The following is a 15295-nucleotide window of genomic DNA, read 5'->3' as shown; positions in this document are numbered from 1 at the left end:
ATTAAATGCTTTAAATCAAACCACAAATCAAAAGACTTGATTTGCATCATTAATTTTGTAAGCGCTATTTTGTTCTGTGTAATTCTCATTATTCCATTGTGAGGAGGCTGAACGCATGAAGATTGAAGAACTCCAGGCTGTAGTTCCCACATCCAACATGGGCCCTTATGAACAAGCTTACAACAACTTTCAGTGGGAAGATGTAGAACGTCATTTTACGTGGTATGAAACAGGCAAAGTGAATATGGCACATGAGGCGATTGATCGACATGTAGAGGAAGGCCGGGGAGAGAAAGCAGCACTTTTGTATTGCGACGCAAACCGTCATGAAACCTACACTTTTTCTCAGCTCCGTGCCAGCTCCAACAGGTTCGGAAATGTGCTGCGCAAATACGGTATTGGTAAAGGGGAGCGGGTGTTTATATTCATGCCCCGTTCACCTGAACTGGTCATTAGCATGCTTGGGGTTTTAAAGGTAGGGGCTGTTGTCGGTCCACTATTTGAGGCGTTTATGGAAACGGCGGTTAAAGATCGCTTGGAGGATAGCGGGGCGGTGGCACTAGTAACCACACCTGCGCTTCTTTCACGGGTGAAACGTGAGGAGCTTCCTGCGTTGCGTCATATTTTTGTGGTTGGTGATATGGACGAACGGGAGCAGGGAATTATTGATTTCGAAACGGAAATGCTCACGTCCTCAGAAGATCTTGAGCCCGAATGGCTGGGGCGTGAAGATGGATTAATTATTCACTATACGTCAGGCTCAACGGGCAAGCCCAAAGGCGTGTATCATGTGCAAAATGCAATGATTCAGCATTACTATACGGGGAAAGTGGTACTGGATCTGCGGGAAGATGATGTGTATTGGTGTACTGCGGACCCTGGTTGGGTTACGGGAACATCATATGGTATTTTTGCTCCTTGGCTAAATGGAGCCACGAATGTCATCCGTGGAGGACGTTTCAGCCCAGAGGATTGGTACCGTACGATTGAACGTCACGAAGTGACTATTTGGTATAGTGCTCCTACGGCGTTTCGGATGTTGATGAGCGCAGGGGAGCAGGTAGTTGCCAATTATGATCTAAGCAGCTTGCGGCATGTATTATCCGTTGGGGAGCCACTGAATCCCGAGGTAGTGAGATGGGGTTGGCAAGTATACACACAGCGTATTCATGATACTTGGTGGATGACGGAAACAGGAGGACAGTTGATCTGTAATTACCCAGAGCTGCCGATTAAGCCGGGTTCGATGGGAAAGCCACTTCCAGGTATTCAGGCTGCTATTTTGGACGACAGAGGCCAGGTGTTGCCTCCTAATAGGATGGGACATTTGGCGATTCGTACACCATGGCCATCCATGATGAGCCGCATATGGAACAATCCCAATAAGTTTCAGGAATATTTCCGCTTTTCCGGTTGGTATGTATCCGGTGATTCAGCTTACATGGATGAGGACGGATATTTCTGGTTTCAGGGAAGAATTGATGATGTTATTAACTCCTCTGGAGAGCGCATCGGTCCTTTTGAGGTGGAGAGCAAGCTTCTGGAGCATCCTGCCGTAGCGGAAGCAGGAGTCATTGGCAAACCAGATACTGTACGAGGAGAGATCATTAAAGCTTTTGTCGCCCTGCGTGATGGCTATACCGCGTCGGAAGCGTTACAACAGGACATTTACCGCTTCGTCAAGGAAGGGCTGTCTGCTCATGCTGCTCCGCGTGAAATTGAATTTAAGGAAAGGTTACCCAAAACCCGTTCCGGCAAAATTATGAGACGTGTGCTGAAAGCTTGGGAGCTTAACCTTCCTACAGGTGACTTGTCTACTATTGAGGATTGAATTGATGCATGTTTGCACCAAAAAGGGAGTCTCCATAGCTATTATAGCTATGGAGACTCCCTTTTTTATTAGGGTGAACTCATGCATCTCACCCAAACTATCGCTTCTTGTTTTTGTTTTGAACTATGGACGAACGGCTCCAGAAGGAGCTGATTCCCCCATGGTATTCATGGAAGTAACACGGAACCAGCCTTTGGGCTTGCGGCCTGGTTTATACTCAAAGCTGGTGTTTGCGGTAGAGCCTATGTTTTTAAAAGGCTCCGCACCGCTTTCACTGTAATATACGTTATAGGCTGTTATAGCGTCCGCAGGCTTTCCTGCACTCCATTGGAGGACTACGGACGTGCCTGCAGCTTTAGCTTGGGGCTGCCCAGGAGCAGTAGGAACTTCTGTAGGCTGTGCACCTGTTCCATCTCCCTCGCCCGGAATATCTGGTGACTCAGAATCTGCAGGTGGCACTACAGGCGCTGCACTTGCTTGGGTACTTGGCCCAGATTCATGTCCTCCCACATCAACGGCGGTCACATAGTAACTTGCGCTGCTTCCACCAGGGCTATCAGAGAATACCTTGGAGCCATCAGCCATGACAACCTTACCAAGCCGTTGGAAGCTTCCTCCATCTGTAGAACGATATAGACGGTAACCTACAACATCACTGTTTCCGCTTGGGCTAAAGCTAATTATGGCTTTGCCATCACTATAGCTTACGCTGACGCTAGATGGAGCGTTAGGAGCTGCCCCATCGTCCTTGCGTGGATCAATCTGAGTAGGTGCTTCTTTATCTGCATCTTGAGGCAGATAGTAGGACAACGAATTATGCCGTCTCATCACTCTAAAGGCTTGCTGAAGCTCTTTAATCAATTCTGAGATTGGCTTTTCCCGTTTTCTAACGGTCCGTTCATACAACATATCATCTGGCGTACCATCACGTGGAATGTAATTTACACCCTGATAGGTAATGTATTTCGCACGGGTAACACCATTTTCACTGTTTTTGGGTAAATATTTACTGTTATAAATATCTGAACCATAGGCGGACGCTGTCCGGCTTACAATACCGTCAGGTCTCTTGAAACTGTCCGTTTGGAATAACTGAGAATCTTTAGCCGTTACTTCATTCATGATTAGAGCCCATAGACGACGAGCCCGCTCTTTTTGTGCTTTCGTTTCAAGCTTATTGACAGGTTGCTTGTAACCAACCCACACTCCCAGCGTCACGTCAGGCGTAAAACCCTCAAACCACACATCGGTGTAGGATTGCGTAGTACCTGTCTTGCCGGCGATCGGAATCTTGCCGGATTGATTAAAGTTACGCTTCACCAGTCTGCCTGTGCCTTCCGATACGGCTGTACGTAACATATCTGTCATCAGGTAGGCGGTTTGTGGTGTGAAGGCCTGTACAGGATTAGGCTGATGCTTGTATACAATATTGCCTTGCGAATCCACGATCTTTTCGATCATGTAGGCATCATTAAACACACCGCCATTTGGGATGGCTCCATATGCATTGGTTAGTTCCTCAACGGTTACCCCGTGGGCCAAGCCGCCGAGTACACCAGTTTGGGCGTTGTTATCACTTGGCTCCAAGGTGGTAATACCCAGTTTTTTAGCAAAAGCCCAAGCCTTATTGATCCCTACCTTTTCGTTAAACAGCTTGAGTGCTATCGTATTTAGCGATTGATTCAGTGCATAACGCGCTGTGACTAATCCTTGGTAGCGGTTGTTGGCATTTTTCGGGATGTGATATCCATTACTGCCATCTTTCAAAATAATAGGAGCATCATCCACAATCGTGCCAGGCTGTACAAGACCGCTGTCCAAAGCAGGCAGATAAGCAGCAATCGGTTTCATGGCTGAACCCGGCTGGCGTACCATCTGGGTAGCATAGTTCATTTGCTCTTTTTGGAAGTCCCGACCTTCCATCATACCGAGAATGGCGCCGGTTTTATGCTGAATCAGAATGGCCGCCGCTTGCTCGTCACCCTTGGTTTTACTTGTAGCAGAGAAGTTGTCCTTATTTTCTGCAATTTGACGCATGGATTTGTACACGCTCTTATCAATGGTGGTATATACCATATAACCGCCTGTACGAAGCTGCTGTTCAGCTTCTTTGAGCATGTCGTTATCATCCTTGGTTTTGGTATCTGCACTGGCATTAGCTGCTTGACTCGGATTGGTGACAGACATGAGTGCCTGAGCAGCTTGCCGCTCTGTTTCCATCATAAGATATGGATAGGTGTTATAAGCCTTAACAGTGCGTGGTGCTAGAGATTTTTTGATATCAAAAGCCATCGCTTCATCATATTGTGCTGTATTGATTTTGTTCTCCTCCAGCATTCGGCTGAGCACCAGGTGCTGGCGGTTAATCGCTCTTTTAAAGCCGGCTTCATTAAACTCACCTTTACCGTTGTAAGCAGAATAAGAAGAAGGGAGTTGCGGCAGACCTGCCAGATAGGCAGCTTGGGCTACATTAAGCTTGCCCAAATCATTTTCATTAAAAATACCTTTGGCTGCTGCTTTAATACCAAAGACGTTGTAACCGCTTGATCCGTTACCGAAAGGTACCTTATTGAGATAGGCTGTAATTATTTGTTGCTTGCTCAGGAAGCGCTCAAGGCGCAGAGATAGCAAAATTTCTTTGACCTTGCGGTCATCCGTACGATCAAGATTTAAAAAGACACGACGTGCAAGCTGCTGGGTAAGCGTACTCCCTCCAGTTTGTACGGATTCATGTAGTGCCTTTTGCTTCACAGCACGCAGCGTTCCCGACAAATCGACACCTTTATGCTCGTAAAAATGATTATCTTCAATGGCAATAACTGCGTCAATGACGAGTTGAGGAATCTCCTTAAACGTAACAGGTCTTCGATCTTCCTCGGTCCGAAGCTGCCCGATGGGAGAGCCATCATTGAAATAAGCGAAGCCTGTAATTGCATTCTTATCCACTTCCTGTAGAATCGTAGATCTGGAACGCACGGGCTCGTTTTTTACAATAGAAGCAACATAGCCAGCGGCGGTTCCCCCTGCGAATAGTGCCCCCATAAAACCGATGATGACGACCCACTTTATGACACGGCCGAGCCTTCGCATGGTTCTCCGTAAGCGGGAAGGCTTAGGCTCTGATACATTGTTTTTTTCTTCAACCATTAAGTCTTCCTCCTTTATAACAGCCATTATTATAGCATAAAATTACAAAATGAACCCATATGCTAAAAAGCCTGTCTTTTGGTGTCGTTGACTACATAAAAACAGTGTGTTATAAATAGGTCAAAGTAAATATCGTGAAAAGCGGAGAAAGACTTCAGTAGAAGGCGGAATCACGTTGTGCAGAGAGCCGATGGGTGGTGTGAATCGGTAGCGTCCCTCCTTTGAATTACCGTCTGGAGCTGTCTGGATGAATGGAAAGTTTTTGCAGGTTTGCGAAGCTCACCATAGTAATCCGGTACCGGGTGTAAACCCGTTATAGGAATGAAGTGAAAGAAACGTTGTTTTTTTGCATACGTTTCTTTAATTAGGGTGGTAACGCGAGCAGCTCCTTCTCGTCCCTTGGGATGAAAGGGGCTTTTTGGTTTGTTTAAATAGTAATTATTGGATGGAAAATAGGAGGGATTCAGGATGAAGTGGGAAGAATTGAAGCCTGAGCAACAGGCAGAGGTAGAACGACAACTAGAAGTAATACGTCGTGGAGTAGCGGAAATTGTACCTGAGGATGAGCTGAAGCGTAAGGTTATTAAATCGGTTGTTAGCGGCGAGCCCCTCAAAATTAAGCTGGGTCTAGATCCGTCTGCGCCTGATATTCACATCGGACATACGGTTGTTATGCACAAACTGCGCCAGTTCCAGGAATTAGGGCATCAAGTGCAACTGATTATCGGAGATTTTACAGGCAGAATTGGTGATCCGACAGGTAAATCGGAGACCCGCAAGCAACTGACTGAGGAAGATGTACAGCGTAATGCACAAACATACAAGGAACAAATTTTTAAGATTCTCGATCCTGAAAAGACAAAGGTATACTACAATTCCGAATGGTTAGGACCGATGTCTTTTGCGGATGTGGTAACTCTGTCTGCCAAAGTAACGGTTGCCCGTATGTTGGAGCGGGATGATTTTACAAAAAGGTACCAAAACGGCTTGCCGATCAGCATCCATGAGTTCTTTTACCCGCTGATGCAGGGCATGGACTCTGTGGCTCTCCAAAGCGATATAGAATTGGGAGGAACAGACCAAAAGTTTAATCTGCTGATGGGCAGAACCCTGCAAAAGGAATACGGAGTAGAACCGCAGGCAACCATTACATTGCCACTGCTTGAGGGGCTTGATGGCGTTCAGAAGATGAGCAAAAGTTTGGGGAACTACATTGGTGTGGATGAGGAGCCAAACGAAATTTATGGTAAATCGATGTCCGTTCCTGATGAGTTGATGCTGAAATATTTTGAGCTTGCAACGGATATTACCAATGAGGAGCTGGCAGAGCTGGCGAAAGGTGTTAAGGAGGGTTCGGTGCATCCACGTGATGCCAAAATGAAACTGGCCGGAACATTAGTTCGCATGTACCACGATGAAGAGGCGGCAGAAGCGGCCAAGCAGCATTTTGTGACTGTATTCCAACAACGCGCGCTTCCTGATGACATTGAAGAATTCACCTTAACAGCAGATCAGTTAGAAGAAGGTGGCATTCGTGTGATCCAGTTGCTGACTCATCTAGGCTTTGCAGCATCTAACGGTGAGGCCAAGCGTAGTATTCAGCAGGGGTCGGTCAAAATTAATGAAGAGAAGTGGACTGATGTGAACGAAGCATACAAGCCGCAGGAAGGCGACATTGTACAGGTAGGTAAACGGAAATTTGCTAAAATCAAGCTTGGATAATTAAAATACATTTAAAAGCAGCGTTGAGATTGATCTCGTATCTCAGTGCTGCTTTTTTTTATTTCTATCAAGCGAAAAGCCGTGGTAAACTTAGCACAAATAATCAAACAAATAGATACAGAGTTTTACATAATGAATACGTGGGTTGCCCAATGTGGGTGAAGTCTAGATAAATAACAAGTGTGGGGAAGGATTATATGGACTACTTTAAACGAATTCAGTGTGCGATTGAGTTTATTGAATTGAATCTCCGGGAAGATTTAAAAATTGCCGAGATTGCTTCACAGGCATACTTTTCAGCTTTTCATTTCCAGCGGGTTTTTCAGGCCATTTCGGGTTTTACAGTTCAACAATATATAAGAAGGAGAAGATTGTCCGAGGCGGCAAAACGGCTAAAGCAATCCAACCAAAAGGTATTGGACATAGCTATTGAGTATCAGTACAACTCGCAAGAAGCTTTTACTCGCGCTTTTGAAAAAAGTTTTGGGATCACCCCTGGGAAATATCGTAACTGTGATATTGAGCTTTCTGATCAAAGTAAAATCAATTTTCTGGATTACAAAAAAAACGCAACGGAGGAATTAGAGGTGAACAAGCCTGTGATACTGCAACTCGAAACGACCAAAATTGTAGGATATGAATATAAAACAAATCTCAATAATGAGCAGCATTATAAAGAAATCCCAGGATTTTATGAACACTTTGGCGCACATGAATATTTTATGTGTATTCCAAATAAAATCGCACCGGGAATGTCATATGGGATTGCCTGTCGATTTGAAGACAACGGTGCATTTTCATTTGTGGTGGGTGAGGCCGTTGAAGAAGAATCAAAAGAACTGGCTGAGGGTTTCATATATATGGAGATTCCAGCAGGCAAGTATGCTGAGTTTGACGCTTCAGGTTCAAATGGACGAGTTCAGAGTATACGAGATTTTATCTACGGCACATGGCTTCCTAATTCTAATTTTGAACGGAGGGAGGGACCTGATTTTGAAATTACGGACGTGATGAATTCCTATCCTGATCATTTGAATATGAAAGTGTACATCCCTATTGAATAAAACTCTCAGGCTTAATGCGTGGGGAATATAAAAAGCACCCGAATGAATTCGGGTGCTTTTTGGTGCTAATGCAAGGATTAGCGGTTGTAGAATTCGACGATTTGTTTTTCATCGATATCTTGGGACAATTCAGCACGCTCAGGCAAACGAATGTATTTACCTTCCAGAGCTGCGTCATTGTACTCCAGGTAAGCTGCCAAGTGGTTACGGTTTTCCAAAGCTTCTTTGATGGAAGACAGGGAACGACTTCTTTCACGAAGACCGATCACGTCGCCAAGGCTTACTTGGTAAGAAGCGATGTCAACTTTTTTGCCGTTCACAGTAACGTGACCATGAGCTACCAATTGACGTGCGCCTGCACGGGAATTAGCAAAGCCAAGACGGAATACAAGGTTGTCCAGGCGGCTTTCCAGCAAGAACATGAAGTTCTCACCAGCGATACCGTGCATGTGTTGAGCTTTGTTGAACAGGGTACGGAATTGTTTTTCACCCAAACCGTACATGTGGCGCAGCTTTTGCTTTTCTTGAAGCTGCATACCGTAGTTACTGATTTTTCTCCGTTGGTTTGCACCATGTTGTCCCGGAGGGAAAGGGCGTTTCAATTCTTTACCTGTGCCGCTCAGGGAAATACCGAGACGACGGCTCAATTTAAATTTAGGACCAGTGTAACGTGCCATTATAGAGTTAACTCCTTCATAATTAAAATTTGAGTTGGGGCTCTCTTTGCGCTCCAATTTGTTCGGCGCTACCTAGTAAGGTGAGACGCACTACTGACAGAAAAGTTCAGCCGCTGTCCTGTCAGCAACAAATAAGATGAGGGTGACACAAACTGTTACGCCCAAAATTTAAGATCCGCACAGTAGATAGTTCTGCCGTACAGTCTTTTTCAATAATATATATTATATGGTATAGTGGGTCAATGTCAAGAAGAGAAAAAGAATGAAAACGTCAAAATTTGTCGATAGGGCTTTAGAACTAAAAAAGTGGGACGAATTTCTGAAAAATGGATGCAAATTTCTAAAGTTGAGAGTAAAATAGATCATATTATGAGCTATAGTGGTGTATAGCCGCTGTCTTGGTACAGCTAATTTTGCTGTGAAGGAGCGCCTTAATATGTCGGAATTTTCAACAACGGATCAGCAAACGCTTGACGGTAAAACAGTGCAGGCTAGCGGTGCTCCGCTGTTTGATGATAAAGGATATACGTCTTTTGCCTGGCTCCAGAACATGGATATGACACCCTATGATTACCCCTATATTAATCAGCTTCTCGTCCAAGGATATCGGAATTGGTTACAGCAGAGCAATGGTATATCCTGGATCAGTGAAGAGTATACTGCTGTCTTTAATTTTACAGGTGTTCGGGTTGCTGGTAGGGAAGAGGATGATGACGAGGATTTAGAGTTGGTCGAGCGTTGTTGCATATCTAGAGAGATGGAAGTGAGCCAGCGTAAACTTCGAGATGGGAGCCTTGCATTTGTATACATGGTCCCCATATTATGCCGCAATTACAAGAGAGAGCCTTTCGCCGCTCTTCGTTTTACACGGCCTGCTCAACATTCTGTCTCGAATCAGGACGCATTGTTAGTGGCTTCTTTGCATTTTAGATCCTGCTTTTACTCGAAGTTTGAGTATATATTTATGGAAGATATCCTAGGGATGCAGAATCGGAGCGAACGTGAGGGCAGACGCCGCTCTATTTTATTTCAGATTGTAAAGCGGATGCATGACAAGATTGATGTGGAAGGCGTGCTGGATGAAGTATTTGGAAGTATCGCCTATTTGTTTCCCCATGTGGATATCACGTTGTATATGAGTCAGGATCGGCACAGTCGAAATCCTCAGGTCAAGCCTTTGTTGCTGCATGAACGGGACGAGGATGTATGTGTCCGTGCATTTATGAAAGGGCAAATGGCTGTGAATGAGCCTTCCGGTCCACAAGATGAAATAACTGAAATCGGTATCCCGTTACGTGGTAAGCAGGGCGTATATGGTGTTTTCCATATGATTCTTCCGGCAGGTGCGGATAGTATGGAAAAAGTGGACGTAGAGCTGATTGCGATGATGGCAGATACAGCTGGCACCGCATTTGAAAATGCGAAGCTGCTGGAGCAATCGAATGTACTTATCCATGAATTGCGGCTCATTAATGAGTTGGTTCAACGCTTGAATCAGAGCCTGAAATTAAATGAAATATTTGAGTTTGCCGTGCAGGAGTTATTAAAAATGTTCATGGCCGACTTTTGTTGTATTGTGCAGCTGGATCAGGATGGAAGTTGCTTTAGGGTGATGTCAAGCAATGTGGAAAGTTTAAAGCTGGAGAGTTACCCTCGTGAAGGCGGATTTGCTGGACTGATATGCAAAACAGGAGAGCCTGTGATTGTGTCTGACTATAGGAAGGATGGAAAGATATCCTCTCGGTTTATGGATGCGACGGACTCTCAGTCTTTGATGGCTGTGCCTATGAAGAACAGGGGGACTCCTAGAGGGGTTATATTATTATCGAGCAAGCTTCCACACTTTTTTTCTTACGATAATTACAAGATGCTGCAAATGCTGGCTCCTCATATCGGACTGGCCGTAACTAATGCTATGCTGCATGCCGAGGTGCGGCGTCTCGCTAATATGGACATGCTAACAGGTTTATATGTGCGTCATTATGTAGACCGAATCATTCAGGAGCATCAGGAAAAAGATTTCTGTGGCTCTCTTATTTTGGTCGATATTGACCAATTCAAGCAGGTGAATGATACGTATGGCCACCAGACGGGGGACGAAATTCTGAAAAGCGTCAGCAATATTGTTCGCTCGGCGACCCGTGATGAGGATGTATGTGCCAGATGGGGCGGAGAGGAGCTTGCCATTTATTTGCCGCAGCTGGGGGTGCAGCAGGCACTGGGGTATGCAGAAAAAATACGTAGCCGTGTACAATATGAAACTAATCCTCAGGTGACTGTTTCTTGCGGGATTGCTGAATGGAACTGGCTGGACGAGCAGATCAGTATCGAATCTTTATTTTATAGGGCTGATATGGCCTTGTATGAAGCAAAAAATGAAGGCCGTAATCGTATAGTTATTGATCATATAGGCGATGTGTAGAGAATATTCCTTAGGGAATGTTCTCTTTTTGTTTTGCATAACCGTTTGTAGACAGGTAATCCTAAGCGTAGCTATAACATGGATGTTCTAAAACAGAATTTTTATCATGATTTATAGTCATGTTTAGGATAGGATGGATGATGGTATGCATTGGAGAAAGCAATGGGTAATGCAGGGCTGTGTGTTTCTAATTATATGTGTGTTAAGCGGTTGTGTACTGGATCGACAATATACTCCTGAGCAGATTTTTAGAAGAGCTGTTGCAGGAATGGCTGGCAGAGAGAGGATAACATTTAGCGGACAGACTGGAATCAGAACTGACGGCGGTCTGCCTACGGCTAAACAGTTTGAATATCGCGGGAAGCTAAGAAATCACGATGAATTAATCATGCACTGGGGATCTACAGAGGCTTTCCGTAAGCAAGGCGACTATGTAGCACTAAAAGAAGATAAGTCCGAGCCTGGTGTTACACATGAACGATTTTTTCGTCAAAATGGGAAATGGATTACGCTGACAGCTGGGGATACTTCTATGGTTCAAAATGGCATGTTAAATCGCTTCAATCCGATTCAGGAGCTAGAGGAATTAAATACACTGAATAAGAGCATTCGTATGGAAAAGGGAGCTGCCCGGGGAACTTGGGTGGTGAGGATTGAACCAGAACCTGCCTCGGCAAAGCGTTGGTTAAAAGAACGTTTAATGGAAGAGATGAATACGTTAAATCCTCAAATCAGGATATTAAAAACACAGCATACAGAAACGAACCAAGAGCTGCAACAAAAGCTGAGCCAAGTATGGAAGCAGAGTTGTGAGGATATGAACAACCAACTGGAGCATTCCAGTGTGCAGACTGTGTACCATTTAACTATAGATCGCCAAACGGGTTTACCCTTAAAGCTATCATCGGAATGCCGAATTTCCCGACAGGTTGCGAATGAAGAGCAGCATCAGGAGGCTCTGATCACCCGAGTTGTTTTTGAGGACTACAAGTAACGGAGCGGGCATGATACAATGGAATTTGAATTAACCGTTGTTCAAAAAGAGTGAATAAAGAAGGAGAGACACTACATGAAAGATCCTAGAATACTTAAGCTGGCGGAAAATCTGGTAGGTTACTCTGTTGAAGTGCAGCCTGGAGAAAATGTATTGATCGAAATGATTGGTACAGAGCGTGACTTGCTTAACGCCATCATTCATGAAGTTGGTAAAAAGGGTGGAAATGTTTTTGTTCAGCTTACAGATCGTAAGGTGCAGAGCGCTATGCTTCGCAATGCGACAAAGGAAATGCTGGAAGCTTGGGCTGAAATTGACCTCAACCGGATGAAACAAATGGACTGTTACATCGGAATTCGTGCAGGCGAAAATGTAAATGATCTGTCAGATGTACCGGAAGATAAAATGAAAATGTATAATTCAATTTATCAGCATGCGGTACATAGCGAACAACGAGTGAAACACACAAAATGGGTAGTGCTGCGTTATCCGAATGACAGCATGGCTCAATTGGCCAATATCAGCACCGAAGCATTCGAAGATTTTTATTTCGATGTATGTAACCTGGATTACGCAAAAATGGACAAGGCTCAAGATGCATTGGCAGACTTGATGAATCGGACAGACAAAGTACGGATCAGCGGTCCAGGTACTGACCTGAGCTTCTCTATCAAGCAAATCGGAGCCATTAAGTGTTCGGGTCAATGCAATATTCCGGATGGCGAAGTATACAGCGCGCCTGTACGTGATTCAGTTAACGGAACTATTAGCTATAATGCACAAACCCTGTATAATGGAATTACCTTTGAGAATGTTAAATTCCGTTTTGAAAATGGTAAAATCGTGGAAGCGACAAGCAACGATACAAAGCGGTTAAATGATATTCTCGATTCCGATGAGGGAGCACGCTATATTGGCGAGTTTGCCATCGGGTTTAACCCACACATTTTACACCCAATGAAGGATATTCTGTTTGACGAGAAGATTGCAGGCAGCTTGCACTTTACACCAGGTCAAGCTTATGAAACGGCGGATAACGGTAACCGTTCTTCGATTCATTGGGATTTGGTATTGATTCAACGTCCAGAATATGGTGGCGGTGAAATTTATTTTGATGATGTTCTAATCCGTAAGGATGGCATTTTTGTGCTGCCTGAGCTGGAGCCTTTAAATCCTGAAAATTTGAAATAACGATATCTGTTCTTGCTGAGAAAGCGATTTCAATGTATCATAATGAATGAGCATTGATACATGACAATCCAGTAAAGCGAGGGATCTTACTATGTCCAACAATAATGCGGCGGTTGTTGAAATTGCACAGACAGCGAGCAAATTCACTTCTTCCATCGTCCTTCATTCCGAAAATAAGTATATTGATGTGAAAAGTATACTGGGCTTGTTTACGACGTTGGTCAGCAGTCACAGTTATGAGCTGCATGTTCACGGGCCTGACGCCGAGGAAGCCAAAAAAGCGATTATTGAGGTGTTCCAGAAGCACGGGCTGCACATTTCAGTAGCCACCTAACTTATTGAGGAAGCAAAAGCATCCCTACCTGTAACTGTAGGGATGCTTTTTTTGTCAGGTTCTTGTATTAGCCTGCAATTTGGTCTAATATTAAGGTTAGGACGTCTTGTGCGACATTGAGACATAGGGGGGAAGAATCCATGACTTCATCTGATTTGCAGGAACAATTGAATATCAAGGCCATTAATCTGCTTCAGGAAGATGCAGATAAAATAAAGAAGCTTATTGAAGTACAGATGGAGAATCTGGCAACCCGTTATTGCCCTCTCTATGAGGAAGTGCTGGATACTCAGATGTACGGATTTTCCAAGGAAGTGGATTTTGCGGTTCGCGCCGGACTTCTTCCGGAAATGGTAGGTAAACAGCTGGTCAGTGAGCTGGAACGCAATCTGGCTATTCTATATGAGGCCATGAATAATAAGGCTAATTAGAAAGACGGTTGAATTGATGAGAGCATGCGAAGTTTGAGAGCATGCTTTTTTTGATGCCATTTTTTAAAAAGGGGACGAGAGGTTGCTTATAGCATTCACCTTTGCCCTTGAATTTTTACAGTTTAAGGGGTTATATCGTCTTAAAAATTCAAGGGCATTAGTGATCAGAAGAATAAATGAAACGCGAAGAAGTCACTACAATGTAATCTACATTTTAAACTTTGGAAGCTACACCAGGAAGAAGGATACACCCAACAATACATACACTACCAGCAGCATGAGTCCCTCATACCAGTTGGTTGAGCCGTCCTGAGTGATGGATTTGGCGATAAATACAGCGACGGCAATGGCTACCAATTCAATGGTGGTGAAAACGATATTCATCGTGTTCCCCATAAAGTAACTGACAAAAATCAGCACAGGGGCAACGAATAGGGCAATTTGCAAACTGCTGCCGACAGCAATTTCAACAGATGCACCGATTTTGTTCTTCATGGCTAGTAAAATGGCAGCGCTATGTTCGGCCGCATTACCAATAATAGCGACAAGAAATGCACCCACAAACAATTCGCTGAGTCCAAATTGAGTCGTAAATACTTCCAGTGTACCTACCAGCCATTCGCTGACAAAAGCGACCATAACGGTAGCGAGTACCAAATAGGCAATGGATTTATTTCTAGACCATACAGGGGCATGCTCATGCGGCAATTCTTCATCTTTTTGTTCGGTCACGTCAGCTAAATAGTCCTTATGCGTAATCATAGAAAAAATAAGCCACGCAATATACGCGACAATGAGCGTGCCTGCAACAATGAGACTGAGTGTATCTGACTCGCTATCCGTGATCACATGTGTGTTCAGAAAGACAGCTGGAACGAACAAGGCAATAACAGCCACAATCATCAGGGAGCCACTTAATCCAGCCAGCGATATATTGAAATTTTGCACTTTATATTTCAATCCGCCAGCGAACAGACTCGCTCCGAGCACCAGCAGCAGATTGCCGATGATCGAACCCGTAAGACTGGCCTTTACCATATCGTAAAGACCTTCTTTGACGAGAAAAATGGCGATGATCAGCTCGGCTGCGTTACCAAAGGTGGCATTTAAGAATCCACCTAAACGTTGACCAGCATAATGAGCAACACTTTCAGTCGCCCTACCGAGAAAACCGGCTACGAATACAACAGAAATCGCACAAATGACAAATTGGGCTATGGCATTCCAATGTGTGTAATGAGCGACTGCACTAAGAGCAAATGTCGCTATAAGCAAAGCGGGAGATAACCATTTTTTCAATGAAGAGCACCTCGATATCAATAGATGTGTACAAGTTTGGTGAATACTGTCACTTGTATGGATTTTTCTAAATTAATATACCCAAAATGATATAGGTTGTAAACGAACGATGTTTTTATACGTAAGGTTTGCATTTGGAGTGGCTGAGGCTTTACAATACAAATAAAGGATGGATGAAGGGGG

Annotated in this window: 11 protein-coding genes and 1 other annotated feature; of the genes, 8 read left to right on the top strand and 3 right to left on the bottom strand. The window is 44.3% G+C overall.

The features are described from left to right. Positions 1-115 precede the first annotated feature (115 nt). Complete coding sequence (gene acsA / locus HFE01_RS09190) at positions 116-1831, top strand: acetate--CoA ligase (RefSeq protein ID WP_016822377.1); 1716 nt, start codon at positions 116-118, stop codon at positions 1829-1831. Between the two features lie 123 nt (positions 1832-1954). Here acsA and HFE01_RS09185 read toward each other — a convergent pair whose 3' ends face one another. After that, positions 1955-4978 carry a transglycosylase domain-containing protein gene (locus HFE01_RS09185; RefSeq protein ID WP_107733354.1) on the bottom strand — a complete coding sequence of 1008 codons (3024 nt, stop codon included), beginning with the start codon at positions 4976-4978 and terminating at the stop codon, positions 1955-1957. A gap of 135 nt (positions 4979-5113) precedes the next feature. Beyond that, positions 5114-5381: a binding site (T-box leader), on the top strand. Between the two features lie 65 nt (positions 5382-5446). Here HFE01_RS09185 and tyrS point away from each other — a divergent pair. Both tyrS and HFE01_RS09175 read left to right on the top strand, forming a co-directional pair. Further along, positions 5447-6700 carry a tyrosine--tRNA ligase gene (gene tyrS / locus HFE01_RS09180; RefSeq protein ID WP_025365213.1) on the top strand — a complete coding sequence of 418 codons (1254 nt, stop codon included), beginning with the start codon at positions 5447-5449 and terminating at the stop codon, positions 6698-6700. A 197-nt stretch (positions 6701-6897) separates the two neighbouring features. After that, positions 6898-7764 carry an AraC family transcriptional regulator gene (locus tag HFE01_RS09175; RefSeq protein ID WP_025365212.1) on the top strand — a complete coding sequence of 289 codons (867 nt, stop codon included), beginning with the start codon at positions 6898-6900 and terminating at the stop codon, positions 7762-7764. A gap of 77 nt (positions 7765-7841) precedes the next feature. Here HFE01_RS09175 and rpsD read toward each other — a convergent pair whose 3' ends face one another. After that, a complete protein-coding gene (gene rpsD, locus HFE01_RS09170) occupies positions 7842-8441 on the bottom strand; it encodes a 30S ribosomal protein S4 (RefSeq protein WP_016822373.1) in 600 nt (199 codons plus the stop codon). A 436-nt stretch (positions 8442-8877) separates the two neighbouring features. On the opposite strand from rpsD, the gene HFE01_RS09165 reads away from it, so the two are divergent. From HFE01_RS09165 to HFE01_RS09145, 5 genes are all read left to right on the top strand, one after another. Further along, positions 8878-10863, top strand: a complete 1986-nt coding sequence (locus HFE01_RS09165; protein WP_107733355.1) for a sensor domain-containing diguanylate cyclase — start codon at positions 8878-8880, stop codon at positions 10861-10863. A gap of 169 nt (positions 10864-11032) precedes the next feature. Further along, complete coding sequence (locus HFE01_RS09160; protein ID WP_107733616.1) at positions 11033-11857, top strand: hypothetical protein; 825 nt, start codon at positions 11033-11035, stop codon at positions 11855-11857. A 75-nt stretch (positions 11858-11932) separates the two neighbouring features. Continuing rightward, the gene (locus tag HFE01_RS09155) at positions 11933-13048 is read left to right on the top strand and encodes an aminopeptidase (RefSeq protein WP_107733356.1); all 1116 of its coding nucleotides are present in this window, start codon (positions 11933-11935) and stop codon (positions 13046-13048) included. Positions 13049-13139: 91 nt separating this feature from the next. Further along, the gene (locus HFE01_RS09150) at positions 13140-13382 is read left to right on the top strand and encodes an HPr family phosphocarrier protein (RefSeq protein ID WP_013371869.1); all 243 of its coding nucleotides are present in this window, start codon (positions 13140-13142) and stop codon (positions 13380-13382) included. A gap of 140 nt (positions 13383-13522) precedes the next feature. Continuing rightward, complete coding sequence (locus tag HFE01_RS09145) at positions 13523-13813, top strand: Fpa/YlaN family protein (RefSeq protein WP_007431028.1); 291 nt, start codon at positions 13523-13525, stop codon at positions 13811-13813. A 228-nt stretch (positions 13814-14041) separates the two neighbouring features. Here the strand turns inward: HFE01_RS09145 and cax are convergent, their stop codons facing one another. Continuing rightward, positions 14042-15112: a calcium/proton exchanger gene (cax, locus tag HFE01_RS09140; protein WP_013371868.1), complete on the bottom strand. Its 1071-nt coding sequence runs from the start codon at positions 15110-15112 to the stop codon at positions 14042-14044. Positions 15113-15295 lie beyond the last annotated feature (183 nt).

The sequence above is a fragment of the Paenibacillus sp. EKM10P genome, from assembly GCF_011800655.1.
GTDB classification, from domain to species: Bacteria; Bacillota; Bacilli; order Paenibacillales; family Paenibacillaceae; genus Paenibacillus; species Paenibacillus polymyxa.
The sequence above is the reverse complement of the archived record's forward strand: the minus strand, read 5'-3'. Positions and strand labels throughout refer to the sequence as shown.

What these genes read in the sequence shown, in the direction of transcription:
- HFE01_RS09155 (WP_107733356.1), top strand. Translation starts at nt 11,933, where the DNA reads ATGAAAGATCCTAGAATACTTAAGCTGGCGGAAAATCTGGTAGGTTAC.
- HFE01_RS09165 (WP_107733355.1), top strand. Translation starts at nt 8,878, where the DNA reads ATGTCGGAATTTTCAACAACGGATCAGCAAACGCTTGACGGTAAAACA.
- HFE01_RS09145 (WP_007431028.1), top strand. Translation starts at nt 13,523, where the DNA reads ATGACTTCATCTGATTTGCAGGAACAATTGAATATCAAGGCCATTAAT.
- HFE01_RS09150 (WP_013371869.1), top strand. Translation starts at nt 13,140, where the DNA reads ATGTCCAACAATAATGCGGCGGTTGTTGAAATTGCACAGACAGCGAGC.
- HFE01_RS09160 (WP_107733616.1), top strand. Translation starts at nt 11,033, where the DNA reads ATGCAGGGCTGTGTGTTTCTAATTATATGTGTGTTAAGCGGTTGTGTA.
- HFE01_RS09175 (WP_025365212.1), top strand. Translation starts at nt 6,898, where the DNA reads ATGGACTACTTTAAACGAATTCAGTGTGCGATTGAGTTTATTGAATTG.
- HFE01_RS09185 (WP_107733354.1), bottom strand. Translation starts at nt 4,978, where the DNA reads ATGGTTGAAGAAAAAAACAATGTATCAGAGCCTAAGCCTTCCCGCTTA.
- rpsD (WP_016822373.1), bottom strand. Translation starts at nt 8,441, where the DNA reads ATGGCACGTTACACTGGTCCTAAATTTAAATTGAGCCGTCGTCTCGGT.
- acsA (WP_016822377.1), top strand. Translation starts at nt 116, where the DNA reads ATGAAGATTGAAGAACTCCAGGCTGTAGTTCCCACATCCAACATGGGC.
- tyrS (WP_025365213.1), top strand. Translation starts at nt 5,447, where the DNA reads ATGAAGTGGGAAGAATTGAAGCCTGAGCAACAGGCAGAGGTAGAACGA.